Annotated in this window: 25 protein-coding genes; 20 read left to right on the top strand and 5 right to left on the bottom strand. The window is 35.3% G+C overall.

Annotated features, from left to right (window positions below; genetic code table 11):
- Positions 1-10: 10 nt before the first annotated feature.
- Positions 11-613, top strand: a complete 603-nt coding sequence (locus ABMA70_RS06435) for a tetratricopeptide repeat protein (protein ID WP_392990904.1) — start codon at positions 11-13, stop codon at positions 611-613.
- Positions 613-2,736 (top strand): hypothetical protein, encoded by a 2,124-nt coding sequence (locus tag ABMA70_RS06430; protein ID WP_392990906.1) that lies wholly within the window; start codon positions 613-615, stop codon positions 2,734-2,736. Before ABMA70_RS06435 ends, ABMA70_RS06430 begins: the two co-directional genes overlap by 1 nt.
- Before the next feature lie 33 nt (positions 2,737-2,769).
- Here ABMA70_RS06430 and ABMA70_RS06425 read toward each other — a convergent pair whose 3' ends face one another.
- Positions 2,770-3,912 (bottom strand): acyl-CoA dehydrogenase family protein, encoded by a 1,143-nt coding sequence (locus tag ABMA70_RS06425; RefSeq protein WP_103216354.1) that lies wholly within the window; start codon positions 3,910-3,912, stop codon positions 2,770-2,772.
- A gap of 181 nt (positions 3,913-4,093) precedes the next feature.
- Here ABMA70_RS06425 and ABMA70_RS06420 point away from each other — a divergent pair, with 181 nt between their 5' ends.
- Positions 4,094-5,821, top strand: coding sequence for a hypothetical protein (locus ABMA70_RS06420; RefSeq protein ID WP_103216355.1), 1,728 nt, complete (start codon positions 4,094-4,096; stop codon positions 5,819-5,821).
- Positions 5,822-5,823: 2 nt separating this feature from the next.
- Positions 5,824-6,201, top strand: coding sequence for a hypothetical protein (locus ABMA70_RS06415; RefSeq protein WP_103216356.1), 378 nt, complete (start codon positions 5,824-5,826; stop codon positions 6,199-6,201).
- On the opposite strand, the gene ABMA70_RS06410 is transcribed toward ABMA70_RS06415, so the two are convergent.
- Complete coding sequence (locus tag ABMA70_RS06410) at positions 6,191-7,021, bottom strand: endonuclease/exonuclease/phosphatase family protein (RefSeq protein WP_392990908.1); 831 nt, start codon at positions 7,019-7,021, stop codon at positions 6,191-6,193. The genes ABMA70_RS06415 and ABMA70_RS06410 overlap by 11 nt on opposite strands.
- A 115-nt stretch (positions 7,022-7,136) precedes the next feature.
- Complete coding sequence (locus ABMA70_RS06405) at positions 7,137-7,973, bottom strand: endonuclease/exonuclease/phosphatase family protein (protein ID WP_392990910.1); 837 nt, start codon at positions 7,971-7,973, stop codon at positions 7,137-7,139.
- A gap of 150 nt (positions 7,974-8,123) precedes the next feature.
- On the opposite strand from ABMA70_RS06405, the gene rlmN reads away from it, so the two are divergent.
- The gene (gene rlmN, locus ABMA70_RS06400; protein WP_103216359.1) at positions 8,124-9,188 is read left to right on the top strand and encodes a 23S rRNA (adenine(2503)-C(2))-methyltransferase RlmN; all 1,065 of its coding nucleotides are present in this window, start codon (positions 8,124-8,126) and stop codon (positions 9,186-9,188) included.
- A gap of 2 nt (positions 9,189-9,190) precedes the next feature.
- On the opposite strand, the gene ABMA70_RS06395 is transcribed toward rlmN, so the two are convergent.
- Complete coding sequence (locus ABMA70_RS06395; RefSeq protein ID WP_146037736.1) at positions 9,191-9,460, bottom strand: hypothetical protein; 270 nt, start codon at positions 9,458-9,460, stop codon at positions 9,191-9,193.
- Between the two features lie 158 nt (positions 9,461-9,618).
- Here ABMA70_RS06395 and sppA point away from each other — a divergent pair, with 158 nt between their 5' ends.
- From sppA to ABMA70_RS06335, 12 genes are all read left to right on the top strand, one after another.
- Positions 9,619-10,566 carry a signal peptide peptidase SppA gene (gene sppA, locus ABMA70_RS06390; protein WP_392990913.1) on the top strand — a complete coding sequence of 316 codons (948 nt, stop codon included), beginning with the start codon at positions 9,619-9,621 and terminating at the stop codon, positions 10,564-10,566.
- Positions 10,567-10,576: 10 nt separating this feature from the next.
- Positions 10,577-11,806: a hypothetical protein gene (locus ABMA70_RS06385; RefSeq protein WP_103216362.1), complete on the top strand. Its 1,230-nt coding sequence runs from the start codon at positions 10,577-10,579 to the stop codon at positions 11,804-11,806.
- Positions 11,806-12,195, top strand: coding sequence for an SH3 domain-containing protein (locus ABMA70_RS06380; RefSeq protein ID WP_103216363.1), 390 nt, complete (start codon positions 11,806-11,808; stop codon positions 12,193-12,195). The genes ABMA70_RS06385 and ABMA70_RS06380 overlap by 1 nt, the downstream gene beginning before the upstream one ends.
- Positions 12,195-13,049 carry a hypothetical protein gene (locus tag ABMA70_RS06375; protein ID WP_392990915.1) on the top strand — a complete coding sequence of 285 codons (855 nt, stop codon included), beginning with the start codon at positions 12,195-12,197 and terminating at the stop codon, positions 13,047-13,049. The genes ABMA70_RS06380 and ABMA70_RS06375 overlap by 1 nt, the downstream gene beginning before the upstream one ends.
- Position 13,050: 1 nt before the next feature.
- Positions 13,051-13,851: a hypothetical protein gene (locus ABMA70_RS06370; protein ID WP_103216365.1), complete on the top strand. Its 801-nt coding sequence runs from the start codon at positions 13,051-13,053 to the stop codon at positions 13,849-13,851.
- Positions 13,851-14,549, top strand: a complete 699-nt coding sequence (locus ABMA70_RS06365; protein ID WP_158246752.1) for a MotA/TolQ/ExbB proton channel family protein — start codon at positions 13,851-13,853, stop codon at positions 14,547-14,549. The genes ABMA70_RS06370 and ABMA70_RS06365 overlap by 1 nt, the downstream gene beginning before the upstream one ends.
- A 14-nt stretch (positions 14,550-14,563) precedes the next feature.
- Positions 14,564-14,980 carry a biopolymer transporter ExbD gene (locus tag ABMA70_RS06360; RefSeq protein ID WP_392990917.1) on the top strand — a complete coding sequence of 139 codons (417 nt, stop codon included), beginning with the start codon at positions 14,564-14,566 and terminating at the stop codon, positions 14,978-14,980.
- A 133-nt stretch (positions 14,981-15,113) separates the two neighbouring features.
- Entirely contained in the window at positions 15,114-15,758 is a 645-nt protein-coding gene (locus ABMA70_RS06355) for a TonB family protein (protein ID WP_392990919.1), read from the top strand.
- Between the two features lie 8 nt (positions 15,759-15,766).
- Positions 15,767-17,089: a TolB family protein gene (locus ABMA70_RS06350; RefSeq protein ID WP_392990921.1), complete on the top strand. Its 1,323-nt coding sequence runs from the start codon at positions 15,767-15,769 to the stop codon at positions 17,087-17,089.
- A gap of 130 nt (positions 17,090-17,219) precedes the next feature.
- On the top strand, positions 17,220-18,767 hold the full coding sequence (locus tag ABMA70_RS06345; RefSeq protein WP_103216370.1) for a sigma-54-dependent Fis family transcriptional regulator: 1,548 nt from the start codon (positions 17,220-17,222) through the stop codon (positions 18,765-18,767).
- Positions 18,768-18,845: 78 nt separating this feature from the next.
- Complete coding sequence (locus ABMA70_RS06340; RefSeq protein WP_158246753.1) at positions 18,846-19,019, top strand: hypothetical protein; 174 nt, start codon at positions 18,846-18,848, stop codon at positions 19,017-19,019.
- Positions 19,020-19,158: 139 nt separating this feature from the next.
- Complete coding sequence (locus ABMA70_RS06335; RefSeq protein WP_103216371.1) at positions 19,159-20,589, top strand: HD domain-containing protein; 1,431 nt, start codon at positions 19,159-19,161, stop codon at positions 20,587-20,589.
- On the opposite strand, the gene ABMA70_RS06330 is transcribed toward ABMA70_RS06335, so the two are convergent.
- Complete coding sequence (locus ABMA70_RS06330; RefSeq protein ID WP_103216372.1) at positions 20,567-21,391, bottom strand: hypothetical protein; 825 nt, start codon at positions 21,389-21,391, stop codon at positions 20,567-20,569. The two genes, ABMA70_RS06335 and ABMA70_RS06330, sit on opposite strands and share 23 nt — an antisense overlap.
- Positions 21,392-21,543: 152 nt before the next feature.
- Here ABMA70_RS06330 and ABMA70_RS06325 point away from each other — a divergent pair, with 152 nt between their 5' ends.
- Genes ABMA70_RS06325 through ABMA70_RS06315 form a run of 3 tightly spaced genes read left to right on the top strand, consistent with a single transcriptional unit; the run spans position 21,544 to position 24,139 of the window.
- Complete coding sequence (locus tag ABMA70_RS06325; RefSeq protein WP_146037737.1) at positions 21,544-22,317, top strand: cell division ATP-binding protein FtsE; 774 nt, start codon at positions 21,544-21,546, stop codon at positions 22,315-22,317.
- Positions 22,305-23,102 carry a hypothetical protein gene (locus ABMA70_RS06320; protein WP_103216374.1) on the top strand — a complete coding sequence of 266 codons (798 nt, stop codon included), beginning with the start codon at positions 22,305-22,307 and terminating at the stop codon, positions 23,100-23,102. The genes ABMA70_RS06325 and ABMA70_RS06320 overlap by 13 nt, the downstream gene beginning before the upstream one ends.
- Positions 23,087-24,139: a murein hydrolase activator EnvC family protein gene (locus ABMA70_RS06315; protein WP_392990925.1), complete on the top strand. Its 1,053-nt coding sequence runs from the start codon at positions 23,087-23,089 to the stop codon at positions 24,137-24,139. The genes ABMA70_RS06320 and ABMA70_RS06315 overlap by 16 nt, the downstream gene beginning before the upstream one ends.
- The last annotated feature ends 11 nt before the right edge of the window (positions 24,140-24,150 follow it).

The following is a 24,150-nucleotide window of genomic DNA, read 5'->3' as shown; positions in this document are numbered from 1 at the left end:
TAATTTTTTAATGAAGTACTTATTATTACTACTACTACTACTATCTACATCTGTATTTGCTGCTAAGTTTAATGTTAAGTCTGATCCTAGTGATTGTGATGTCTATGTTATTGATAAAAATGGAAAAAGAGTTTCTCTTGGGAAAACTCCTTATGAAACTGATGTCGAAACAATGCAAACCAATTATGGAGCAAATGGTCCAGTACAAATTGAAGTATTCAAGCCAGGCTTCGAGCCTTACAGTTTGTCAGTTCCAATGCTTGCGAAATCAGATATTGATATTAGTGCTAATTTAAAAGTTGAAAAAGATATCGAACTAGCACAAGACTTCGATTTCCTAGTAGGTGATTTATTTGACGTACTAAGACTTATGAGAGGTAAGAACTTCGACCTAGCTTTTGCAAAATTAGAAAAGCTAGAAGCAAAATTTCCTCATTTTTCAATTATTCACGAAATGAAGGGCTCTATTTCTTATATGAAGAAAGACTTTAAAAACTCTCTTGCTTTTTATCGTAAAGCATTTGGGATTAATCCAAAGAATAGAGAAGCCTATAAAATGAAGATTTACTTAGAAAAGAAATTTAATGTTTCTAAGAATGAAGGAGGTAAATAATGAAGAAGTTAGCTTTTATCTCATTACTATTACTTTCTTCTGCAGCAATTTCAAATCCGAAGATGAATGTTTTACCAAGTCTTGAGTGGCAAAAGAATGAACTAGAAATGAAGGTTCACGATAAGTTACAAAGAGGTACCGGAGTTATTCTGGGCCATGAACATTTTTTCGTTGATGTAGAAATTGTAACGAATACACCTGAAACTCCAAATTTTAGTATTCCACTCAATCCCGCTCCTCAAGGAAGCAATGGTGGAGTAAACGGGAAAGATGGAAATACTCTTGATATGTCTGATGATGCTGAAATGGCAAAGTCTGATGAAGAGAAGAAAACAAAATCTGATGCTGAAATCAAGTTTACAAATGATGTTCCTGAAACAGACTACGGAGAGAGTATTGTATTTTCTCGCCTTGGTATGGAGGCACCTCTTATTGATGATTTCAACGATTTCTCTCCTTCAGGAAAAATCCTTCTAACGATGGGGGATAGCTCTAAAGATAAAATGAATCAAATGAAAGAAGATTTCTCTAAAGAGAAAGAGAAACTTGTTGAGCAAATTAAAAAGCTAAAAGACGCTACTAAGGCAAAGCCTAGTATGATCGAACAGATGTGGAAGTATAATACTTCAATAGATATCTTTAAAAATATCTCTGAAATTAATATTTCAGTACGTCTTCCAAATGATATTGCTAAGGACGAAAGAGTTAGAATTGAAGGTCTTATCAAGTCTATTAAACTTGGTGTGAATGATATTACACCTAACTTTAAATTTTCTTACACTATTAATGTTCCTCAAAAAGAAGATGTCATTTCTAAAGGTGACTTCTTAAAAGCATTAAGTAGTGTTTCAAATATCATTGCAATCGTCCTTGGTGTGTTACTTATTGGATTTGTTGGTAACCGTCTAATTTCAAGATTCTTTGAATTAAATAGTGCTTCACAAGCTGGTGGTAATTTTACTATGCAAAGTGACAAGTCTGAATCTGATGATGAGTCAGGTGCGGGCGAGATGATCTCTGCCGGTGGTGGTAGTGGAGATGGCCTTGCAGGTGTTCACTCTCTTAATGGTATCGAGAGATTTAAAGTTTTTGCTAATAATACACCACAAGAAGCTATCCTTCTTGTGAAAAAATGGATTGCTCAAGATTCTAAAAGTGGACATGCTGCTCTTAGAGCACTTGTACAACAAATTGATAATAGTGCACTAGCAGATGTTTTCAAGATGTTAAGTGAGCCAGAAAAAGCAACGTGGAGAGACTTACTAAATAAGCCTCTTACTGCAAATGAGCTTTCTATTGCAAATGACTTTATTAGTAACCAAATCGTACAAAGTGTAATCCTACCTTCAGTTATTGAAGATCCTAACACTTACGATTTATTACTAAAGCTTAATGCTGATATGATCAATCAGATCTATGAAAAAGATCCATATATTGTTTCACTTGTACTTAATGCTTTAAGTGAGAGTTTTATCGCTGAAGTTCTTTCTAGTTGTGAACCAGAAACTGTTGATCAGATTTTAATGTCTTCAGTAATTATTCAAGAGAGTGAGGTTAGGGATAACCAGGCTCGTATTAAAGAAGTTCTTTCACAATATGTTGAATCGAAGTCAAAGCTACCATTTGTTGAGAAGCTTTATGATATTCTTCCAAATGTTTCTTCTGCTGTTGAAAGAAGTATTTTCAATACACTTAAGCAGAATATTAATGTTGAAGAGTTCACTCAACTTAGCCAGAAGAACTTTCCTTCCGAGCTAGTACGAGAGTTACCGACAAAGTTCTTAAAAGAGTCTCTAGCTACTTATGATCTAGGGAAGAAGGTTTCACTTCTTTTTGCAATGGATGAGAATGAGAGAATGTATTATCTTGATCTTTTTGCTCCTGATGGAACGAAGGCCCGTGATCTAATGCAGATTGAATTTGAATCTGTTGAACGTGATGAGATGAGAAAGAGTAAAATCCTTGCTGGTAGAGATGATAGCTGGCGTGATTTTGTTAAGTTTGTTCGTACACGTATTACTAAAGAGAAAGATGAAAAGACAGAGATTGAAAATCTCGTCCATACTTGGGCCCTTGATTTATATGGTTCAGGTGAAACACAAACTGAATTAAAAGTAGCATAAAAAAAGCAGCTCTTAGAGCTGCTTTTTTATTATTTACATTCTTGCTTGTGCTAGAAGATTTTTGGCAATAATCATAATCATTACCTCATTTGTTCCCGCTCCGATTTCGTTAAGCTTATTATCTCTCATCATACGCTCTACCGGGAACTCTCTTGAATAACCATATCCACCGTGAAGTTGGATCGCATCAAGTGCAATTTTAGTTGCCATCTTTGGAATAGCTAATTTTACTTGTGCAGCAACTACTGGACCTTTTTCTCCTTGATCGTAACGGTAAGCTACGTTGTATAGGAAGTTTCTCATCATCTCAGTTTCAGTTGCCATTTCCGCAATCATTTTTTGGATCATTTGGTACTCACCAATAGTTTTTCCAAATTGTGATCTTTCGTTTGCATATTTAATACACTGATCAACACAAGCTTGTGCGATACCAAGAGAGATACCAGCGATTGTGATTCTTTCGATCTCAAGGTTTTTCATCATGTGGTAAATTGAATCACCTTCGTTGCCAACAAGTTGCTCTAGACCTACTTTAGCGTTGTCAAAGATTAGCTCACCTGTAGGCGATGCACGCATACCCATCTTGTGAATTGGGCTTCCAAAGTCAAAGTGACCTTTGTCTTTTTCAAGAATGAATGTTGAAAGATTTTTTCTCTCTTTACCTGTTCTTGTGTATACGTAAGCAATATCTGCATATTGTGCATTTGTGATCCACATCTTCGTTCCATTTAGAAGGTAGTGGTCATCTTTTTTCTCAGCTTTTGTTTGAATACCTACAGCATCTGATCCATATTCTGGTTCAGACATACCCATACAACCGATGTGCTCACCAGTGATTAGTTTTGGAAGGTATTTTTCTTTTTGTTCTTTAGACGCGTTATTTTCAATATTATTAACACAAAGGATAGAGTGGGCAAGGTAAGAAAGAGTTGAAGAAGCACATGCTTTTCCAAATTCTTCCATAACGATAGTTGCGGCAAGTGCACCCATTCCAGCACCACCATATTCAGGATCAGCAGTTATTCCAAGAACTCCGATTTCACCCATTTTTTTGAAAGCATCCATATTGAAACTTTCTTCAGTATCATGCTTTTCTGCAACAGGAGCTAGTTCTTGTCTTGCAAAGTCACGACACATTTTTTGGATTTGTTTTTCTTCCTCTGTGAAATACCACATATATATGATCCCCTCTGTCTATTTTAATCAAAATAACTTACCGTGTCTTACATCCTATGGCAATAATCCCAAAGATGTTTTTAGACAATATCCAATATTTAGGCTTAAGATAAAAATTGTAAGTCCTTGAAATTGTCAAAGTGTTTTACATGACCTACAATTTTTTTTAAGGAGTCGATTGATGCTTACAACACCTGTAGTCAAGGATGAGGACACGGTATTTCCAGGAGAGAATTGGTTTTTCTACTGGAAAACTTCAGCTTCTCTTTGGAAATCTAAAATTGAACAAACGTCTTTAACGGACAAGATTATCGTACCGATTAATTGGAGCTTCCATACTGATACGGGGGATAAGATTGATTTTGCAAAGCAAAAGCCCGAGACGGACTTCAAGCGCCTTTATGATATTTGCAAAGAGCTAGATAAGGAAATTATCTTTCTTTTACCTGTTTCACCAGTACCTTATTTACCAAATGGTGGAATTCCATATCTTTTAGCAAGAACAGCTAGCTGTGATCAATATGGCCTTAATCGCGCAAGTGCTGATAGTGACGGAACAATTCATAACTTTTATAGCTTCTATGATCCACGTGTTTATAAGGGATTTACTCGCTTTTGTTCTGAGCTAAACTCATATTTTCAAGAAAGTGGAATTAATGCTCCTTTATGGGGTGCTAATTGTGGTCATTATTCTCATGGACACTTTCATTCTTATATTTTTGATCGCTCAATCGCATTCCAAAGTGGATTTAGTCGTTTTGTGGAAATGAAGAAGGCGGAACTTAAGCTTGAGAAAATAACTGCTGAACAAGAGCATGAGTTTATTATTGAATATAATGAAACAATCTCTCATATCTATATTGATATCGTTAAGCATTCTTTAGACAAGAACTGGCAAGGTGTTAAGAACTTTTCCTTCTTAGAAGGATCGATGAATTCAATTGAAAACCGAATGCTTGATCAAGTAAGTGATACGAAGATTATTGATGATGCCCTTAAGAGTTTGGATAATGGAATTCTTCCTTCATCAATTCTTCTTCCAAATCGAAATAAGAATGGGATCTATTCTGATTTAAAGAAACAAGTCATTAATTCTTCTCGTTTGGACGAATTCTATAACGATAAGACGATACTTTCAGATAATGAATTTATTTTTAAAACTTCAAATGCGGTTAATATCTTTCATAATGTGAAAGACTTTAAGAGCAAAGAGATCATTGCATTTTCTGGCTTTATTGATTTTTGTAAAAGTCAATTTAGTTGGAATTATAGCTATAGCGATATAAATGAGTTCCACTGGGAAGATTTTGTTGAAAGCCCATTTCAATTTTTCTACTTCAATGGAAAAGAAATCAACGCTGAACTTTTAGGTAAAGTGTTGAAACTCTTCATGAGCGGTGGAAAAGTACTTATTGATATCGCATACCTTGAAAAGAATTTAAGAAGAAGACTGGAGTCATTCTACTTAGAAAATGAATTAAGTGTTGAAAAGATTCGCTTTCTAACTGAGATCAATACTGTCACAATGGGTGAGGGAAGACTTCTTATTTTTAATTCAAATGACTTTCAAGAATGTAGTGATGATGAGTTAAATACATTTTGGTCAAAAGTTACAAAGAGCATAGGTTATGTTGGATGTGATATTTCTCAAAGTGGTGAAGTTAGATACAAGTGGCAGGAGAGGGCGGTTGCGTCTTCAGACCTTAAGTATGATAAGGTAAAGCGCATCAGCTTTTTTAATCCTTCAAGTTATAAACAGAAACTTAATATTAAATATCCATCGGAATACGTTTTCCAAAAAATGATCGATCAAAATCATGTTGAGATTAATAATACTCCACATGAGATCGAGCTAAGCTTTATGCCTAAGGGAAGTATTTCATTAGATTTTGGGATAATTTCGGAGTAGAGATGGGTGGAAGTGATAAAGTTTTATATGTAAGTTATGTCTATAGTGAAGAGCACAGCCTTTTCTTTATCCGATCAATATTTACTGCAAAGTCATCAATCGATTTTAATGAAGTTGAGCTTGGTCCCCGTATGGAAATTACTTCTGATGGCTACTTAAGTGGTTTCTTCGATGAAGAGGAGCTTACGAAATTTGCTTATGATTTAAGTGATCGACTAAAGCAAGACAAGGTTTGTCTTATTTCCCCAGAGTGTTTCAACAAAGTATTAGAAGTTACTAAGAAAATTGGTGGGCTATTAGAAGCATTCATTGAACATGGCAATGTCTTAGAAAATCCAGAAAGAACAAAGAAAGGATTCCTATCGAGTTTTATTCGATAGGAATTCTGAAACTTGCTTGTAAAGGCTTATGATCTGAGCCTTCTACATCTCCGCGAACCTTAGCGCTAATTAGCTCAAGGTCGCGATACCATATATAATCAAGTTTATTACCAAGCCATTTCATACGATCATCTTCACCAGTATATTTAACTTCCTGAAAGCCTTTACTGCTTAGAATATTTCTCATCATTTTTATTTTAGATTTAGAGTTGGTATTGAAGTCACCGGCAAAGACGACTGGACCGTTTGTTGTTCTAATGTAATTAACGACTTGATTGATTTGTTTTTTTAAAGACTTCTTTTTTACAAAATTAATAGCGTGAATATTGATAAAAGTAATACTCCTACCGTCTTCAAGTTTATACTGACTTGCAAGAGATAGTTTTGGTGTGCGAATAAATGGTTCTCTCACTTTACTTCGTAGAGGAGTTATCTGAATCGTTGGATATTTAGAAATATTAGTTACACCTGTATTGTGCTTACCCCAACTAATAAATGAAGTTGCAAGAATAATCTCTTCATCTTCCGGATTAAAGAGACGCGCTTTCATTTTTCCTTTAAAGCTAAATTCTTGTCCTAGAAGAATATCACTTTCATTCATTAATTCTTCAAAGTCTATTTGCCAACTATCTTTCTTGCCTTTATACATATTCCAAACCGTCAGTTTGAATTCATTAGGAAATGGGCAATCATGACAAGAAAGTCCTTGTTTAACTTGAATGATTTTATCTTCGCTTGGTATTTTGTGTACGAGCTTTTCTTGGGCAAATGATGGAGTTGCAAATAAAGCAACGGCTAAGCTTATCATAAGCTTTTTCATAACAAATCCTTTTGTTTGAATATACTTAATCTTAATTATCTATAAGTGAGCACAAATGTGCAAAGAAATGCAGCTGAATTTTTCTTTTTATCAGCTAAACTGTCAAAGCTAATACTTAATCAATTAGCTCGAACTCTGCCTGCATAGGTTTGTGATCGGAGCCTTCGATTTCACCAAGAACTCTTGCTTCAATAAGATTTAGCCCTCGATACCAAATATGATCAAGAGGTTGTCCTAGAAAAGTCATGCGATCATCTCTGCCAGTATATCGGGCCTGTTTGAAGCCTTCTTTCTTAAATAACATATTCATTATGAGAGTTTTTGTCGGAGCATTTGTGTTGAAATCTCCTGCAAATATAACTGGTCCTGCATTATCTTTAATTGCACTAAGAAGTGTTGCAATTTGAATTGTGAAAGGTTGGATTCCCACAAAGTTAAGAGCATGGATATTTATAAATGTAATGATTTGTCCATTATCAGCAGGGTATTTTGAAATTAGCGCTAGTTTTGGTGTATTAACTATAGGCTCACGGTCGCTACTTTGAAAGGCTTGTTTACTTACGGCCTTTACTGTTGAGCTTGTAAAAACTCCAGTTGCTTGTCCATTCGTATCATAAAATGAAGTTGCCAAAATATTTTCGCGATTAGCATTAGATAAGACGTCCTTCATTTCACCTTGAAGTAAGAACTCCTGCCCAAGGATGATCTCACTCTCACTAGCTAATTTAAAATAATCTGCTGACCAAGAATCTTCTTTACCTTTATACATATTCCAAATGGTGACTGTAAATTTAGAGGGCATTTTACAATCGAAACAGTTAAGAGAGCCTTTTGTTGAAAGTATTTTATTTTTTGCCGGAACTTTATAAACCAGGTTGGCCATATTATTTCCGGCCAGGGCATGGCCTTGAAGTAGAAGTAGGGAAGTTATTAATAGGCTAATTTTTTTCATCTCAGTTCCTATCTGTCCTGATGTCATCAGATTTTGTTGTATTTCAACCTTAATAGACCAAAGAATAGGCTAAATAGCAAAAATTCTACAGAGGAGCTTGTAATATTTAGTCCCTGACCATATAAATGTCACCTAATATTGGAGAATCATATGCAAAAGCAGCTTTTTTACTCGCTTTCACCTAAGTCTTTGAAATCATTCCTCGTTGAGAATGGTCAGAAGGCTTTTGTAGCAAATCAAATTCTTCAATGGGTCTATGAAAAACACGAATATAATCCTGAGGGATGGTCAAATATTTCTAAGAATCTTAAAGAGCTCTTAGAGGAAAACTTTGATTTTACACTTCCTAAAATTGTTTGGAATGGACTATCAAAAGATGGAACGAGAAAGTTTCTTGTGGCCATGAGAGATGGGAAAACTGTTGAAACAGTTATGATCCCAGCTCGTTCAAATCGCAAGACACTTTGTGTATCATCACAAGTTGGTTGTGCTATTGGTTGTACATTTTGTCATACTGGTACAATGGGACTTATGCGCCACCTTGAAGCAGGGGAGATCATTGGACAATTCCTTGCCGTAACTAAGTTCTTAAGAGAAAACGTTGGACCTGAAGAAAGACTTTCAAATGTTGTATTCATGGGTCAAGGAGAGCCTCTTCATAACTTTGAACAAGTAAAGGCCGCAACAGAGCTTATGGTTGATGAAAAGGCATTAGGTCTTTCTCAAAGACGAGTGACGATCTCAACATCGGGACTAGTACCGGCTATCAAGAAATTAGAAGAGTTTCCACCTGTTAATATCGCAATCTCACTTCATGCAGCTCACAATGAAATTCGTACAGAACTTATGCCAATCAATAAGGCGTATGATCTCGATAGACTCCTAACGGCCATTAAAGAGATTCCTCTTAAGGCCCATCGTTATATTACATATGAGTATCTTTTAATCGATCAATATAATGATCGTGCCGAAGATGTCGATGCACTTTTAAAGCTACTCCCTAAGAAAGTATCAAAAGTGAATTTGATTCCTTTTAATGAGTATCCCGAGTCTAACTTTAAACGCCCGAGTGTAAGTCGTATCAATTGGTTTAAAAATCAACTCGATAATGGTGGAATCACGACGACAATTCGTACGACAAAGGGGAGTGATATCTTAGCTGCCTGCGGCCAGCTTAAGAGTGAGCTTGAAAAAGATCTAAATCTTTGGAAGTAAGATTACTTCTTATTCTCGTAATCCCAATACTTAACTTTTGTATTCTTTGAAGATGGAAGACGCTTTGACTTCTCTGATTTAGAGTCATCTTCCACTTGATAAGAGTCTTCCCAAGATTCTTGACTCTTATGGTGAACTACTTTCTTTTTGAATGAAATTGGCTTTTGCGCTTCTTGATAAAATGCGGGTGTTTCATACTTCTCAGCAAATACAATGCTAGACTGAATTACTAGAGTAATTATGGCAATTGTCTTAATGCTGAAACCTTTCATATATCCCTCACTTCGCATTTGCGGTTTGATTCCTATACCTTTTCGGATAGGGACAAATTTACTTTAATCGGCAAGTTTGTAACTTGTTAAAAAGTTTACGAAATCCAATATTTTTGGGAAGATAGAGGGGTAGGATTTATAAGCTCAGGGAGGATGCTTTGTCGAAATCAAAATCAAAAGATCGTGCGGTCATAGGCCTTATGGCAATGGTTGCAGTTTTCTTTGTCGTATTAATTTTATTTTCCGCTTATACGGTAACAATTTTCAAAGGAAATAATGATCTTGCTTCGTCGAGTAAGAAGTCTAAGGATAAGATTGCTCTGATTGAGGTAGAAGGTGTCATCATGGACGCGAAGAAGACTATTCAACTTCTTCATCGTGCAGAAGCTGATGAATCGGTAAAGGGAATTATCCTAAGAGTTAACTCACCAGGTGGAGCTGTTGCACCTACTCAAGAAATCTATCAAGAAATTTTAAGAATTAGAGGAGCGGGAAGTTACGCTGAAGTAACAAAGAATCCAAAGCCAATCTATGCTTCTTTCTCTTCGATTGCTGCAAGTGGTGGTTACTATATTGGTGCGGCAACAGAGAAGATTTGTTCATCACCAGGAACTCTTACTGGTTCAATTGGTGTGATCATGCAATTTGTTGACCTTTCTGAGTTATATAAATTCGCCATGGTTAACCCACAAACAATTAAGGCCGGACGCTACAAAGATATTGGTCAACCAAATCGTTCAATGACAAAGGAAGAAAGAGCTCTTATGACTGAGATGACTCTTGATGTTCATAAGCAATTTAAAGACGATGTAGCAGCACAGCGTAGTGAAAGAATCACAGTAGAAATAGATGAGGTTGCTCAAGGTCAAGTTTTCTCAGGTGCACAAGCTAAGAAGCTTGGACTTGTTGATGATCTTGTTGGACTTTGGCCATGTGCTCGCCAACTTCATGCAAAACTTGAACTAGAAGGGGACTTAAACCTTTCAGAAATGAAGATTAAAAAGAAAGCTAATTTCTTTTCAATTATAGAAGATTTAGAAGATGTTAAAGGGGCCGTTAAAAACTTTGTTAAGGCTAACAGCTCGACAACATTAATGTACAAATAATAGAGGCATAATGCATATATACTTAAATTGGCTACAAGATCATATCCTAGCAGTTGTAGCATTCGTATTTACACTTATTCTGATCTATCACTATTTTAGTGAGAAGGACACAGGTGTAAAACTATCGAAAAGATATCGTAACTCGATTTTTGAAGCCCAATCAAAAGTATTCCTAAATGCAACTCAGTACTTAATTTCTGGAAATCGCGACCTTGCGATTAAAGAGTTTCTAAGTGCAGTAGATATTAATAGAGAAACAATAGATACTTATTTTGCACTTGGTGGTCTATTTAGAAGTAATGGTGAAATTGAAAAAGCTATCAGTATTCACCGCTCACTTATTGCCAGAGATAATATTTCCGAATCTCATCGTATTCGTGCCCTAAAGGAATTAGCAATTGATTTTGATAAGGGTGGTTTTGTTGATAAGGCCATCGAAACTTATAAAGATGTCTTAAAAATTAACCGCGATGAATATGATGTAATCCAATCTCTTTGCCGTATCTATGAAGATATTGGGGACTGGGACCAAGCTTATAATTACCGCATAATGCTTTCAAAAGTAGGGCATGAGAATCAATCAGAAACGATTTCACATATTCTAGTTCAAAAGGCCAAGAAGTTCTTTGAAAATGGGCAACTATCAAAAGCTATTGAGGATTTAGAAGATGGTTTTCGCTTTGCTCCTTCTGTTTCAGCAAAGATTCTAAAACTTAGAATTCTTCTTCATGAAGGAAATATAGATGAGGCGAAATTTTATCTTGTTGAGCTATTAAAAGAGCAACCAATGTATGCTTCATTTGCATTTGAATCACTTGAAGAAGGTTTTAAGGGAAGTGAAGAGGAAAAAGAGAAATACTTTAAAAGATTGAATTTACTGATTGAATACTTTTTAGAAATGAATGATGAAGAATTACTTTCTAATGAATCTATCATTCTTACTAAAATCAGACTTTATAAACAACAAAGTAAACTACATAAAGCATACGAGTTGCTAAGTGAGTGGGATAAGAAATCAAATGCAACTTCACAAGCTTTAAAATCAGAATATATTAAAATTTTAATTGAGCTTGGGAAGAAGGAAGAGGCTGTAACTCAGACAAAGGATCTTCTGGAAAATATGCACCAAACTCTTACGAAGCACTACTGTCGTGAATGTGGATACAACTCAGATGAAATTTTCTGGCGTTGTCCTCAATGTCACGAATGGGAAACAATTCAATTTAGATGGAAAGTTTAATGAGAATATTTGTAGTATTTTTTCTTCTTCTACCGGCCTTTGCTCAAACTAAGGCTCAGTCTACTAGTGAGCAGAAGAAGACGATTTACTACGTGCAGTCAGTTTATTCTCAACTGCATCAAAACCCTTCAAAGTTCTCACGAGTTCTTTCTACATTTGAGTGTGGACAACCTTTTTACGTATTAAGTTCACCAATCTCAGAGTTCTATCAAGTAGAGTATTCGAATTATAAAGGCTTTATGAGTACTAATGTTTTGGCGCAGACAAAACCAAGTAGCTGCTGGCAAGATATGTATCGACGTTTCTTTGATCAAATTGATATCGGTGTTACTGAAATACATTACTGGGGAAGGCTTCAAGACCTTCTTATTAAAGGGGAGAGTAAGTAATGAAATACTTCTTATCATTTCTCCTTTTATTTAACGTAAATGCGCAAGATAACCTTCCTGTTGAAAATGAATTTGTGAATTTTAATAAAATTCAAAAAGTTCTAAAAAAAGACGGGCTTGAAAAAGCTGCAAAAGAGAAGGCCAAGCAAGCAAAGAAAAAGCAAGTTGATGTCGATGCTCAAAAGAAGGCCTTTTATAATACACCTGCTGGAAAAGATTTTTGGCATATCATGACACAATATTGGTTAGTAAAAAATGTTGGTGTTCTTAAATGGGATTTCCATAAGCCGGATTTTGGTGTTCGTGAATATTATGCAAAGTTTCTCAAGGAAGTAGGCTATTTTGGTATTAAGTTTGATATTTTATATTTAAACTCACCTAATGTGACACACTTTGGTTTTCCTCTATCAACTAATCACTATTTATTTGTTATTAGTGTCCCTTTTATTAGGGCAATGGATTTATCGAAACTACAAATATCTCTATTACTATTTGAGGATTTACTTAGATTAGAGGATCAACAATTTATTAAAAAATTTGATGATGAAACACTATTGAAATTAATGAATAATAATTTTTATAAGAAGCAATTTCCAAAAGAAGAATTTCATAAGGTTTTGGCTCGATTCAGTGATATTGTTTTTAACACTGGTTTTACTTTCAAAGATCAGTTCAAGACAACTAAGAAAATGGATATTATTTTAAAAAATAATCCAAAGTATTGGAAAAACTATTATCACTTATTAGAGAAAATCGATTCTTTAACAAAAGGGAATTTACTTTATAAGAATTATTCAAAGATTTATCCAGCGCCTGAGCTGCAATTGAATTGGATAAACCCAACGACGAATTAGTATGAAGTTATTCGCCAAAGAAAAATCTATTTATCTGGCAAAGTACGCCACATCGACAATAATATACTGGATTATTTACTTTATTCTTGTCTCAATTATTACGTTCTTCCACTTTAGGCTTGGGCATAAGCTTATAATTGTAGAGAATTGGCTTTATGATTTTTCATGGCAAGTTTTAGTAACGGCCAGAGTTCTGGGATATCTTGTTTCAATCTATTTTTTCTCAGATATGAAATTTAAAGATATCAAGAGTCAGCTATCTTTCGATTGGTACAATAGTGTAAATGTTCCAACTTATTTAATTTCGATCGCAACTTTGATTGTCTTTGTATTTTTTAGTCGACCTTCGCATATGGAGAATGTTCAATTTAGTTTTTGGCAATTAGTTGTTCATAATATCTTAATCTTCGTATTTTTCTTCTTTGAGTTCTTAAATTCAAAAATCTTTTTAAAGTCTAGAAGAGTAGGTAAGGGATTTCATATTCTAACTGAGGGATCTTTCTTATATCTATCTCTTTTTGTTTTATTCCCAAGAAATACTAGTCTCGAAATTGGGCATATGTTCTTATTTTTCTTAGCTTATGCTCATCTTTATTTGTTTAATTATTCAGTTCTTAAGGGAATGATATTTATATCAATTGTCTTTGTACCTCTTTTTGCCTTCTTGGGTCATGACCCATTATGGGGTACATATTATTCGATATTCTTTTCAAAACTAAGCAACCTAATAGTACCAGCTATTAGTTTATTAATTGTTACATCCGCATATTCATATATTTTAAAAAAGCAAGGAGAAGTATAGTGGAAGGTCATAATTTAGATATTTTCCAAATCCTTTTAGATTCAAGCATTGTTGTTAAGTTAGACTTACTTCTTTTAATCGCGGCATCTGTGCTTTCTTGGACTATTATTTTTCAAAAGAGATCACTCTTTAATAAAACAGAAAAGGCCAATCGTGAGTTCAAAACATTCTTTAGTGGTGTTAACTCGTTAGAGGAGGCTTATCATGATGCTCAAACAATTGAAGATAGTCCTTTAAGGAGACTATTTCTTTCAGGTTATAGAGAACTTAAAAAAACAGAAATTGCTTTAGGTGAAAACTATGGACTTATTAAAGAACATTATTCGTCTATTGCGAACCAATCAATGGAGCGTGCTCTATCAAACGAGGCAGTTGAAGTTGATCAGCAAATGAGCAATGGGCTAACAACTCTTGCTTCAATTGGCTCGATTACACCATTTGTTGGGTTATTTGGAACAGTTTGGGGGATCATTGATTCATTCTCTGGACTTGCAAGCGGTGGTGCAACTCTTGAAACAGTTGCTCCAGGTATTGCAGAAGCACTTGTTGCAACTGCAGTAGGTCTCGTTGCTGCAATTCCTGCAACTTGGTATTTTAATAAATTTGGACAAAGAAGAAATAAGTTAAAAGAACAACTTCATATTTTTGGTAATCAATTTATCAACGAAGTTGAAAGATATATTTCTTCAAAATCATAATTTAGGGGTAAGCAATGGGTATGAATTCTGGTGGTAATGGAGATGGACCGGTATCAGAGATCAACGTAACACCACTTGTTGATGTTATGTTAGTTCTACTTGTTATCTTCATGATTACAGCGCCCTTGATGTTAAATGGGATTGAACTTACTTTACCAAAAACGAAAGAAGTAAATGTCATGAGCTTAAACTCTTCTCAGGTTGTTTTAAGTTTTACAAATTCAGAAGAGTATTATGTTGGAAAGGATAAAATCCTATTAAGTGAGCTAATTGCAGTACTTTCAAATAAGTTAAAGGAGACTAAATCACAGACTCTTTTCCTTAGAGCTGACTATCAGCTTGAATACGGTAAGGTAGCAAAGCTTATGTCTTATTTAAAATCAAATAATATAAATGATATTGCTCTGGTAACAGAGTTAGAGGATAAGTAGTATCGAAAAGAGTTTTAATAAATACATTTCTATCTCATTAGGGGCCCATGCAATCCTAATACTAGGACTGTATCTTCTATCGATCTTCAAACTAGGAACACCTTTTGATCCAAAGAGGGCCAACCTAGATAAGGTGCGTGTAATTGGAAAGGCCATTAAGGTTGATGTTGTGGCCATGCCAAAAATGACTTATCAAGAGCTAAAAAAAATGGTTCCTCCGCCTCAAGAAAAAGTTGAAGTGATTAAGGAAAAGGCAAAGGAGACAGGCGGAAGCGATAAGGCCGTTCTTGAAAAAGCGGCAAAGCAAAAGTCTTTAAAAGATATGCTGTCAAAATTTGCGAATCGTAACGTAAAAACAGATACGAAAGCGAAATCAAAAGTAAAGCCTAAGCAAAAGGTCGTTGAAGATACAACTGACTATAGCAACATTATTGCAGCTGGAAATAAGTTAAGTGAGGGGTCCTCTTATACAGGAACTGGTAGCGCCCAGGCACAAGGTGACTTTGACAATTATGTTATCTCTGTAATGGAAGCCGTTAGAAAGCACTGGAGACTTCCAGCGTATCTAGCGAATCTTGAATTATCTTGTCACGTTCAGGTTTTCATCAATTCACAGGGTAAATTATTAGAATATAAAATTATAAAATCGAGTGGGAATGCGGAATATGATAGCAAGGCCGTGGGATCAATACGCGCGGTAGGCTCATTTCCTCGTCCGAAGAAAGAAATTACTAATAGGCTAGTGGCAGGTGAACTCGTTCTTGCCTTTCCTATATAGGAGTTTTTATGAAGTATTTAGTTTTTTTACTTATATGTTTTAACGTTATTGCTGATGGTGGACTGACTGTCGTCTCTGTAGGAGATGCTGAAGTTGTTAAAGAAAGCTTATTAGTTGAAAAAATTTTCTCTGAAGGAGTTTTTACACCTAATGAAGTCGAGCAGTCAGAGAACTACATCAATATTGTAAGAAATGACTTTAAGTTTTATCAGAATTATTTCAACGTTCTGCCACGTCGTATCTCTCAGACATCTTTTGATAATGTACGATTTACAAATTATAAAACGAAAGAAACGAACTTCTTAGTTCGATTTAAGATTATTAGAAGTGCAACGCAAACGACATTATCGTATAAGCTTTGGAATATCGCTGCGGAACAAGAGCTTATATCAAAGTCGATTCCTTATGATGCCAATGATCGAGCTGCTATTCACGCTGTTTCAGATGAGATTTATCGTGCAATAGTAGGCAAGCCTTCTATCTTCAAAGATAAGATTGTTTTCGTTTCTGATTATAAAATGCCAGATGGTAAGAAAGAACTATTCATGATGGATTTTGATGGTGCCAATCCAAAGAGATTAACATGGCACAATGGTGTTGTACTTTCTCCTGCGGTTTCACACGATGGATCTAAAATCGTTTACAGTTTGATTGATGAGTCAGTTAAAGGAGCAAAGAAGAACGTCAACCTAATGCTCTATGATGTAGCAACTAAGAAAACTAGTATTCTATCAAAGAGGCAAGGGATTAACTCTGGTGCAATCTTTACGAATAATGGTGATGAAATTATTCTTACGCTATCACATCAAGGTAATGCTGAGCTTTACCGTATGAACTTAAACACTCGTGCGATCACACGCCTAACGAAAAGCTATGCTCCTGACGTTGATCCATCACTTAGTGCGGATGGTTCAATCCTAACGTTCTTATCGGGAAGACCTGGGAAGCCAATGATCTACACAATGGATCCAGGTGGACTAGAGAAGAATGTGAAGCGTATTAGTTATGTCGGTAAATACAATGCAACTCCACGTTTTCACCCAAGTGCTTCAGAAATTGTTTTCTCAAGCTGGTTAGATAATCGTTTTGATCTCTTTAAGGTTGGTTCTGATGGCCAAAATCTCGTTAGATTAACAAAAGATTTCGGTTCAAATGAGGATCCAGAGTATTCAAAAGATGGACAGTTCATTATTTTTACAAGTTTGAGGGTTCTTTCACAGTCTAAGGCCACTCAAAGTGTCTATATTATGGACACTTGGGGTAAAATCCTAGGGCCACTGACCTCAAATTTCGGAAAGTGTACAAGTGGTAGATGGCTTAAGTCATTATAATCACAGTATATCTATATTTTTTTTGAACAACCGAGTATTTTAGTCTTGTAAAAAATTCAGACGCGCTGTATCATGAATTTAGATTAACGCTTCGCAAAACACACACTAAAAATTACACGGGAGTTTATACATGACAATCGAAATGAAAAAAGAATCAACAAAAATTGAAAATCTACTGTCTACACTTCTTACAACTTTAGATGAGCAGGTTTTCTTTTCTGAACTATCAAAATTCTTTAAATCAGAAATCGTTTGTGATGAAATCATCGTAAACCTTGCACACGAAGACGGAAGCTGTCGCATGGTTGCTAAAGATGCTCGCGCTGTAAAGAACGCACAAAGAATTTCAAAAGGTCTTGGTGCAGTAGGACACGTAATCAAAACTAAGCGTGCTTACTTCTCAAACAACGTACAAAGAGATCCTCTATTTGCTTCGACAAAAACAGAAGTATCTCACTCTGAACTGTGTGTTCCAATGATCATCGATGGTGTAATCATCGGTACTATTTCTTTCAAAGGAAATAGCGAAGAAGTTAACTTTAAGAAAGAAGACATTAACATGGTTATCGATAGCCTAAACTCTATCCAAAAGCCACTTAAGAATATGAAAATGTATCTATCTGCTAAGTTCCTTAACGAATCACTAAAGCAGAAGATCGAAGAAAAAGAAATTGAACTAAAGAACTCTGTACCAGGTGTAACTCTATCTCGCTCAACAACTCAAGAGAAAGAGATCATCGGTAAGTCTGAAATCATGCAAGAGCTTCTAGTTGCAGTTGATCGTGTAGCTGCATCAGATGTTAACTCTTACATGGCAGGTGAGACTGGTGTTGGTAAAGAGATGATCGCTAGAAGAATTCACTGTCGTTCAGAGAGAAAGAATCACGCTTTCATCGTAGTTGACTGTTCAATGGGTAACGATGAGTACCTAGAATCAGAAATCTTCGGAAAAGAAGAAGTTGATGCTGTAAGAGGTTTCAGAATTAAAAAAGGTGCTCTAGAAGCAGCGAATGGTGGAACAATCTTCATTAACAATATTGATAAAATGCCAGTTAAAGTACAGGCAAGACTAATGAGCTTTATCAACGACCTTGCTTACTCAAGAGTTGGAACTCATGAAAAACTAAGATCAAACGTAAGAATTATTGCAGCTTCTTCTCTGAACATGAAAGAAAGTGTTGCACTAGGAACTTTTAGAGAAGACCTATTCTACAACCTATCAACAATTGGTTTAAGAATTCCTTCACTAAGAGAGAGAAAGTCAGATATTGAAATTCTAGCTAACCACTTCCTTAACTTAGGAAAGTTACCAGAAGCTCAAAAGTCTATGTCTCCAGGTGTTGTTAAGCTTCTTGAAGACTACAACTGGCCAGGAAACGTAAGAGAACTTCACTCAATCATGGAAAGAGCATATGTTCTATCTCCGGGAATGATTGTTGAAAGAGATCACCTTGCAGATAGCATTAAAGTTGAGCAAGCTGAAATTAATGAAGAAAAAGAAGAAATTAGAATTTTTAGAGAAATGACGCTAGGAGAAATTGAGAGAGAACATATCTGTCAAACTCTAGATCACCTAGGTGGTAACAAGACTAAAACAGCTAAGGTTCTTGGAATTACAGTTAAGACTCTTTATAACAAGCTGCACAGCTACGGTATGATTGAAGCAAAAGAAGCTTAATCAACCTTTAAAGAAGCTTAAAGAGAATTGATAAAGCGTACTTTTGAAGTTAATATGTCAGTCTAATAAGGAGAGCCCATGTCAACAGAAGACAATAGACTACCAAAGAACTTCAGAAATTCACCAGATTTAGAGAATTTCTACCGCTTTATCTATGAAAATAACTTAAGAAGTGAAGCGAAGAAAATTTTTGAAGCGTTAAAAGTCGCTACAACTCCTGTAAAGAAAAGAGGAAGAAAGAAAAAGTCTTAATCCTTGTATCTATCAACAAATTCATTATAAAATATAAGATGCCCGTTAATTAACGGGCTTTTTATGTACAGGATGTACGGTATGTCCACGGAGGCAGGAGCCGAGAGTGAACCAAGTACATTTATATTAAAGGATCAACATGGAAGTTGTCTCAAACGCTAAATTAGGTCTAAAAGTTTATGATCCATTATATGGATTCATCGACTTAACTCCACTTGAGATGGAGATTATCCACAGCCCATTTTTTCAAAGGCTGCGTTGGATTAAACAATTAGGATTTTCATTCTACGTTTTTCACGGTGCCGAGCATTCTCGCTATGGACATTGTATTGGCGTACTTAATAATGCTCATCTTATTCTAAGGTCAGTTGGCCGTGGTGTTGAAGATAATGAACTCTTTGTAAAAGAGCAGAAATCAAAAGAGGCCAAGTATCATCAGGCCATTCGAGTCTCAGCTCTTCTTCACGATATTGGAACATTTTGTTTTTCTCATACAACTGAGATGGCCTATATCAAGATAGGGGAGACAACAAATAAGAAAGGTGGAAAGGGATTACAAGACGATCACGAAAACCTAGGCTCATTCATTATCAAGAATACTGACTATGAAGGTGGCCTAACACGAATTCTAAAAGATCATGGAATTGATCCACAAGAAGTTTCAGATCTTGTTAAAGGAACACACTCGTCAATCCTTGCTAATCAAATTCTTCACTCTGAAATTGATTGTGACCGCATGGATTATCTTTTAAGAGATGCTCACTACACAGGTCTTAAGTATGGAACTTATGATAGGGAATATCTACTTCATCACTTCACAACAGAGAAGGTAGCAGGTCACGACATTCTTGCAATTAAAGAAAATGCTCTTCACTGTGTGGAAGACTTTTTAAGTGCACGCTTTGCTTGGTACTCGCAAGTTATTCGCTCTCCACGTGGATCAAAGTATGATGCAATTGCAGATGCCCTTTGCTATCACATGTTAGAAAAAGGTCATATTTATCGCTACAGTGATCTTCTCGATATTATCAGTAACGATCCTATGCGTTTTTACGGATTCAATGATTCATACTTTATGAATACAATTCATAAGCTTCTTGTAGATGGACAATTTGATAAGTATGCAGATATTAAAGATATGGCACGTATCCTTCTTCTAAGACATGGCGCTAAGAATATCGATACAAGTGACTTTTCACAAAGCTTGCTTGAACAAGATAATATTGGATTCAATGATAAACTCTTTAAGAAGACTGGTAATAAGGCCACTGATATCGTTAACTTCGTAAAAGAAAATGGAAGTGATGCTGATTGGGTTATTCCAGATATTCCTAAAAAGAAGATTATCTTTGTTAAGAGTCCAAGAGAGCTCGCAAAGAAGACAACATTAACAAACTTATTACTAGAGCGTGATCCAGTAAAAATAAGATTGGATGATGGCCAGGTTAAGCTACTTGCTGATGTTGAAAACTCAATAATCTCAAAGCTTTCAAATACTATGAGCTATACACCGAATTGCTTCTGCTCAGACGGTGCGTATAAATTACTTAAAGAACAAGGTGTGATTTAAGTTTTTTTGCCCTTTCGATTAGGGGTAAGTAGATACCTTCAAGACTTGCCCCATCGTATTCGATTTTTGATAGCTTCCCAGTTAGTAGCTCAAGATTCGAGTTCACAAAAAGTACTTCAGTATACCCTTCAAAAGTTGGGTAATCCCTTACAAAGGCTTTTTCTTCAATAGAATTCTCTAAATTTAAAAGTAAGCAAATGATATTAGCACTTCCTTTTCTTTGTGGAATACGAGGAATGATAAAACTTAAATTCTCAATGAGATTATTTAGATATTCTTCTCTCTGTTCTTGCCCAAAAGTGACCATCGTCTTATTTGTGATTGAAAAGAAAGTTGCCTCAACACCCATAAAGCGATGAGATTCATTATCAATTGATAACAGAGAAATTGTTTCATCACGAGGCGAGAGAATGTATTGGCAAGTTAGCTTGTCGTAAGGTGGAACAAAGATAAACTCTTCGAATCGGCCAGATGAATTTGGGTTAAGAGCGATAACCTCAATAAAATTAGATTCAACTTCTGCACATAACATTCCAACAGTGATTGCACGTATTCGACTGTTTTGATCAAGATATTCATTGCAAAGTGTTTTATCTGTAAAGGCCAGGGTCACATTAATCCCGACCTCATCAATTCGCTTCGTTCTAAATCGCGGGCCAATATCAACAGCTGTGTCGATGACATAGATGATGTCATAAAATGAAAGATTTCGAATTTCATAATCTCCATCAACACTACTGTCTTGTAAGAGGGAAGACAGTAGATGGGCATCGACTTGCTTTCCATTAATTTTTTCAAGCACTTTGACCTCGCTTTTACTGATTTGCACCTGATTCTACGTATAAAATTTGTTTCCTTCAACAGGTGAAAGATAAAGATTTACTTATTTGACGCGCGTAGTCGGTCTTTTTATCTACCTTTGCTTAAAATTTGATTTTGTTATAAAATTATAGAGTGGCAAAGAGGATTTTTGCCCAATTCAAGTTAGGAAGATTTGAATATTTAAATGAAGGACTCATATCAATGATCTCAAGCAGTTACGCGAATCAAGCAAGTAATTTATTTGGAAACCAGAATTTAAATACGAATATGTATTTTACGCTGGAGAATGTCACTGTTGATTTCGACGGAATCAAGGCCATTTCCAATATCAATTTGCAAATTAGAAAAGGTGAAATTGTCTTTGTTACCGGGGCTTCTGGAGCGGGGAAAACAACACTTCTAAATGTTCTTGCAGGAAACGTTTCACCGACGAGCGGAACGATTAAAATTGATGATCGAGTTTTTACAACACAAGTTTTTCAAGATTTAAGACTGATTGAAAATATGAGTCTAATCGATAATTTACAATTTGCATTTGATCCAAGTGTGTATCGTTCTCGCAAAGAATTTGAGAGCGACTTAAACGAGCTAATTAAAATTCTAGGAATTAAAAATCGCGTAAAACTTAAGGCCAAGGATGCTAATGGGGGACTAAGACAAAAAGTTGCCATCATTCGCGCGCTACTTGCAAAGCCTGACGTATTTATTGCGGATGAGCCATCAAGTTCACTAGACTTTGATAATACAAAAAGACTTTTTGATTTATTAAATATCTATAATGCGAAAAGAGGGACAACTATTATTTGGGCCTCTCATAATCGCGAATTAGTACAACGTTTCACGGGACGAATTATCCACCTAGATAACTCTCGTCTAATCCACTCGGGGCATGCATGTTTTATTTAAAAGAATTAGCTCGTTTCACAAAAAATAATCTTTTTGGGCAAGCGCTTTTTTCTCTTTTAACAATCTCTCTTGTTATTTCTGTTTCTAACTATGACAGTTTTAAAAAGAAGATTTCAAATGCGCTTCCTGCAATTCAAAATGAGTATTACTTTAATGCTCTCGTTGATGGGGATTTAAACACATCAAGTATTTCTAGAAAGATTAAGGGACTACCTGGAGTAAAGGGTGTTGAAGCGATTAGTGCAACAAAGAGCATGGCCGTAACAAATCAACTTAAAGATGTTCTAGAACTTGGAAAAGATGAAATTACTTCAATTATCTCAATGAAGGGTTTAAAAATTATTTTAGATGAGAAAGTTTCGGAGAGTTCGACTAACCTTATTAGAGAATACTTAGTTCGTTTAACAGGTAAGGACAATGTTGTTCTAGGAAGTGTGAGAAAGAAAATTTCAAATTCACAATCTTGGAAAAATGTTATGAATGAACTAAAGAGAAGACCGCTTCAAGTTTTAATCACTGTACTAGCTCTTTTTTGGGTTGTTGCTTTTATGACTATTAAGCGCAACTTAAAGCAGGTTTCTTACCTTATTGAAAAGTTTCAAAGAAAGAAGAATGTCGCTTTCAAAATGTACACAGTGAATATTATCGCATCAACTCTTATTGGTTGCGCTCTATCATTTGCCTTCTTCTCTCCGGATGAAGTATTTACATTAATAGTAAGTGCAGCATTATTAACAACTTCTGCGTGGTACACAATCGGGAAACTTGAATGGCAAAAAGCTTAGTTCTTTTCACAGTTCTATTAATTACTTCAGCTTCAATGAGGGCCGAGGCGGCACCAAACTTGAATGCGATTAAAGGGCAGGTAACTGATTCTCGCAGCAAGATCGACAATTACAAAAAGTCGATTCAATCAATCGAAACTCAATTACAGACAAAGAATGAAGACTATCTTCAGGCCATGAAATCAAGACAAGATCTTGATTATCAAATTTTTGAATTAGAAAAAAATCTTAATCAATCTTTATTTGACCTGGAATCAGATAAAGTTCGTGTAAAAAAGACGATTCGTCATGTTGCCTTAAGTTACATGGAAAACTCGACGCACGAAGACCTTGTGAAAAGTCAGCTTCTTTTAAAGTCTCTAAAGAATGAAAAGAAAGAGATTCAATCAAAAATTGATTATTGTACAGACCTAAAAAAGAAGACATTTGAACTTAGAACTCGTTTGAGTGAAACAGTAAAAATAGAAAGAGAGCTTTATACTCTTTTACAAGAGCTTGAAACTCGTAAAAGCTCAACTGTTCAAGAATTCTTAACTGAAAAAGAAAATCACGAAAAGTTAAAATCAGAATATAGTAAGTTAAGAAAATCACAACAACTTGCTAAAAAGAAAGCTCAAGCAAAACTAAAAGTAAGTAAAAACAAAGCAAGTAGCTCTTCGACTAAGTTAGTTGCTAATTTTGCAGTTCCTGTTAAAAAATTTATTTCGACAGAAAATGGCAAGAAAGGAATTACTTATACTGTTAAGAGTGGACAAGAAATTTTTGCGACCAAAGCTGGAAAAGTTGAATATGTAGGTTCACTGGCCAACGTAGGTAATGTGATTATGGTGGATCATGGAAATGATATTCGTAGTATCTATCTTGGTGACTTCGCAGCAAGCGTAAAAAAGGGACAAGCTGTTGATCTTGGCTCATCTGTTGCAAAAACAAGATTCTCAATTAAGAAGGGGAATCTAAGTAAAGTTTATTTTGAAATTAGAAAGAAAAATACAGCACAAAATACAGCACAACTAATTAATAATAAAATTAATATTTAAAATTAGGAATA

The organism is Halobacteriovorax sp. XZX-3, from assembly GCF_043196495.1.
In the GTDB taxonomy this organism is placed as follows: domain Bacteria; phylum Bdellovibrionota; class Bacteriovoracia; order Bacteriovoracales; family Bacteriovoracaceae; genus Halobacteriovorax_A.
Note: the sequence above shows the minus strand (reverse complement) of the source record. Positions and strands in the feature narration are given on the sequence as shown.

What these genes read in the sequence shown, in the direction of transcription:
- ABMA70_RS06340 (WP_158246753.1), top strand. Translation starts at nt 18,846, where the DNA reads ATGTCAACAGAAGACAATAGACTACCAAAGAACTTCAGAAATTCACCA.
- ABMA70_RS06430 (WP_392990906.1), top strand. Translation starts at nt 613, where the DNA reads ATGAAGAAGTTAGCTTTTATCTCATTACTATTACTTTCTTCTGCAGCA.
- ABMA70_RS06345 (WP_103216370.1), top strand. Translation starts at nt 17,220, where the DNA reads ATGACAATCGAAATGAAAAAAGAATCAACAAAAATTGAAAATCTACTG.
- ABMA70_RS06320 (WP_103216374.1), top strand. Translation starts at nt 22,305, where the DNA reads ATGTTTTATTTAAAAGAATTAGCTCGTTTCACAAAAAATAATCTTTTT.
- rlmN (WP_103216359.1), top strand. Translation starts at nt 8,124, where the DNA reads ATGCAAAAGCAGCTTTTTTACTCGCTTTCACCTAAGTCTTTGAAATCA.
- ABMA70_RS06425 (WP_103216354.1), bottom strand. Translation starts at nt 3,912, where the DNA reads ATGTGGTATTTCACAGAGGAAGAAAAACAAATCCAAAAAATGTGTCGT.
- ABMA70_RS06395 (WP_146037736.1), bottom strand. Translation starts at nt 9,460, where the DNA reads ATGAAAGGTTTCAGCATTAAGACAATTGCCATAATTACTCTAGTAATT.
- ABMA70_RS06435 (WP_392990904.1), top strand. Translation starts at nt 11, where the DNA reads ATGAAGTACTTATTATTACTACTACTACTACTATCTACATCTGTATTT.
- ABMA70_RS06410 (WP_392990908.1), bottom strand. Translation starts at nt 7,021, where the DNA reads ATGAAAAAGCTTATGATAAGCTTAGCCGTTGCTTTATTTGCAACTCCA.
- ABMA70_RS06380 (WP_103216363.1), top strand. Translation starts at nt 11,806, where the DNA reads ATGAGAATATTTGTAGTATTTTTTCTTCTTCTACCGGCCTTTGCTCAA.
- ABMA70_RS06375 (WP_392990915.1), top strand. Translation starts at nt 12,195, where the DNA reads ATGAAATACTTCTTATCATTTCTCCTTTTATTTAACGTAAATGCGCAA.
- ABMA70_RS06360 (WP_392990917.1), top strand. Translation starts at nt 14,564, where the DNA reads ATGGGTATGAATTCTGGTGGTAATGGAGATGGACCGGTATCAGAGATC.
- ABMA70_RS06420 (WP_103216355.1), top strand. Translation starts at nt 4,094, where the DNA reads ATGCTTACAACACCTGTAGTCAAGGATGAGGACACGGTATTTCCAGGA.
- ABMA70_RS06315 (WP_392990925.1), top strand. Translation starts at nt 23,087, where the DNA reads ATGGCAAAAAGCTTAGTTCTTTTCACAGTTCTATTAATTACTTCAGCT.
- ABMA70_RS06385 (WP_103216362.1), top strand. Translation starts at nt 10,577, where the DNA reads ATGCATATATACTTAAATTGGCTACAAGATCATATCCTAGCAGTTGTA.
- ABMA70_RS06335 (WP_103216371.1), top strand. Translation starts at nt 19,159, where the DNA reads ATGGAAGTTGTCTCAAACGCTAAATTAGGTCTAAAAGTTTATGATCCA.
- ABMA70_RS06370 (WP_103216365.1), top strand. Translation starts at nt 13,051, where the DNA reads ATGAAGTTATTCGCCAAAGAAAAATCTATTTATCTGGCAAAGTACGCC.
- ABMA70_RS06415 (WP_103216356.1), top strand. Translation starts at nt 5,824, where the DNA reads ATGGGTGGAAGTGATAAAGTTTTATATGTAAGTTATGTCTATAGTGAA.
- ABMA70_RS06405 (WP_392990910.1), bottom strand. Translation starts at nt 7,973, where the DNA reads ATGAAAAAAATTAGCCTATTAATAACTTCCCTACTTCTACTTCAAGGC.
- ABMA70_RS06350 (WP_392990921.1), top strand. Translation starts at nt 15,767, where the DNA reads ATGAAGTATTTAGTTTTTTTACTTATATGTTTTAACGTTATTGCTGAT.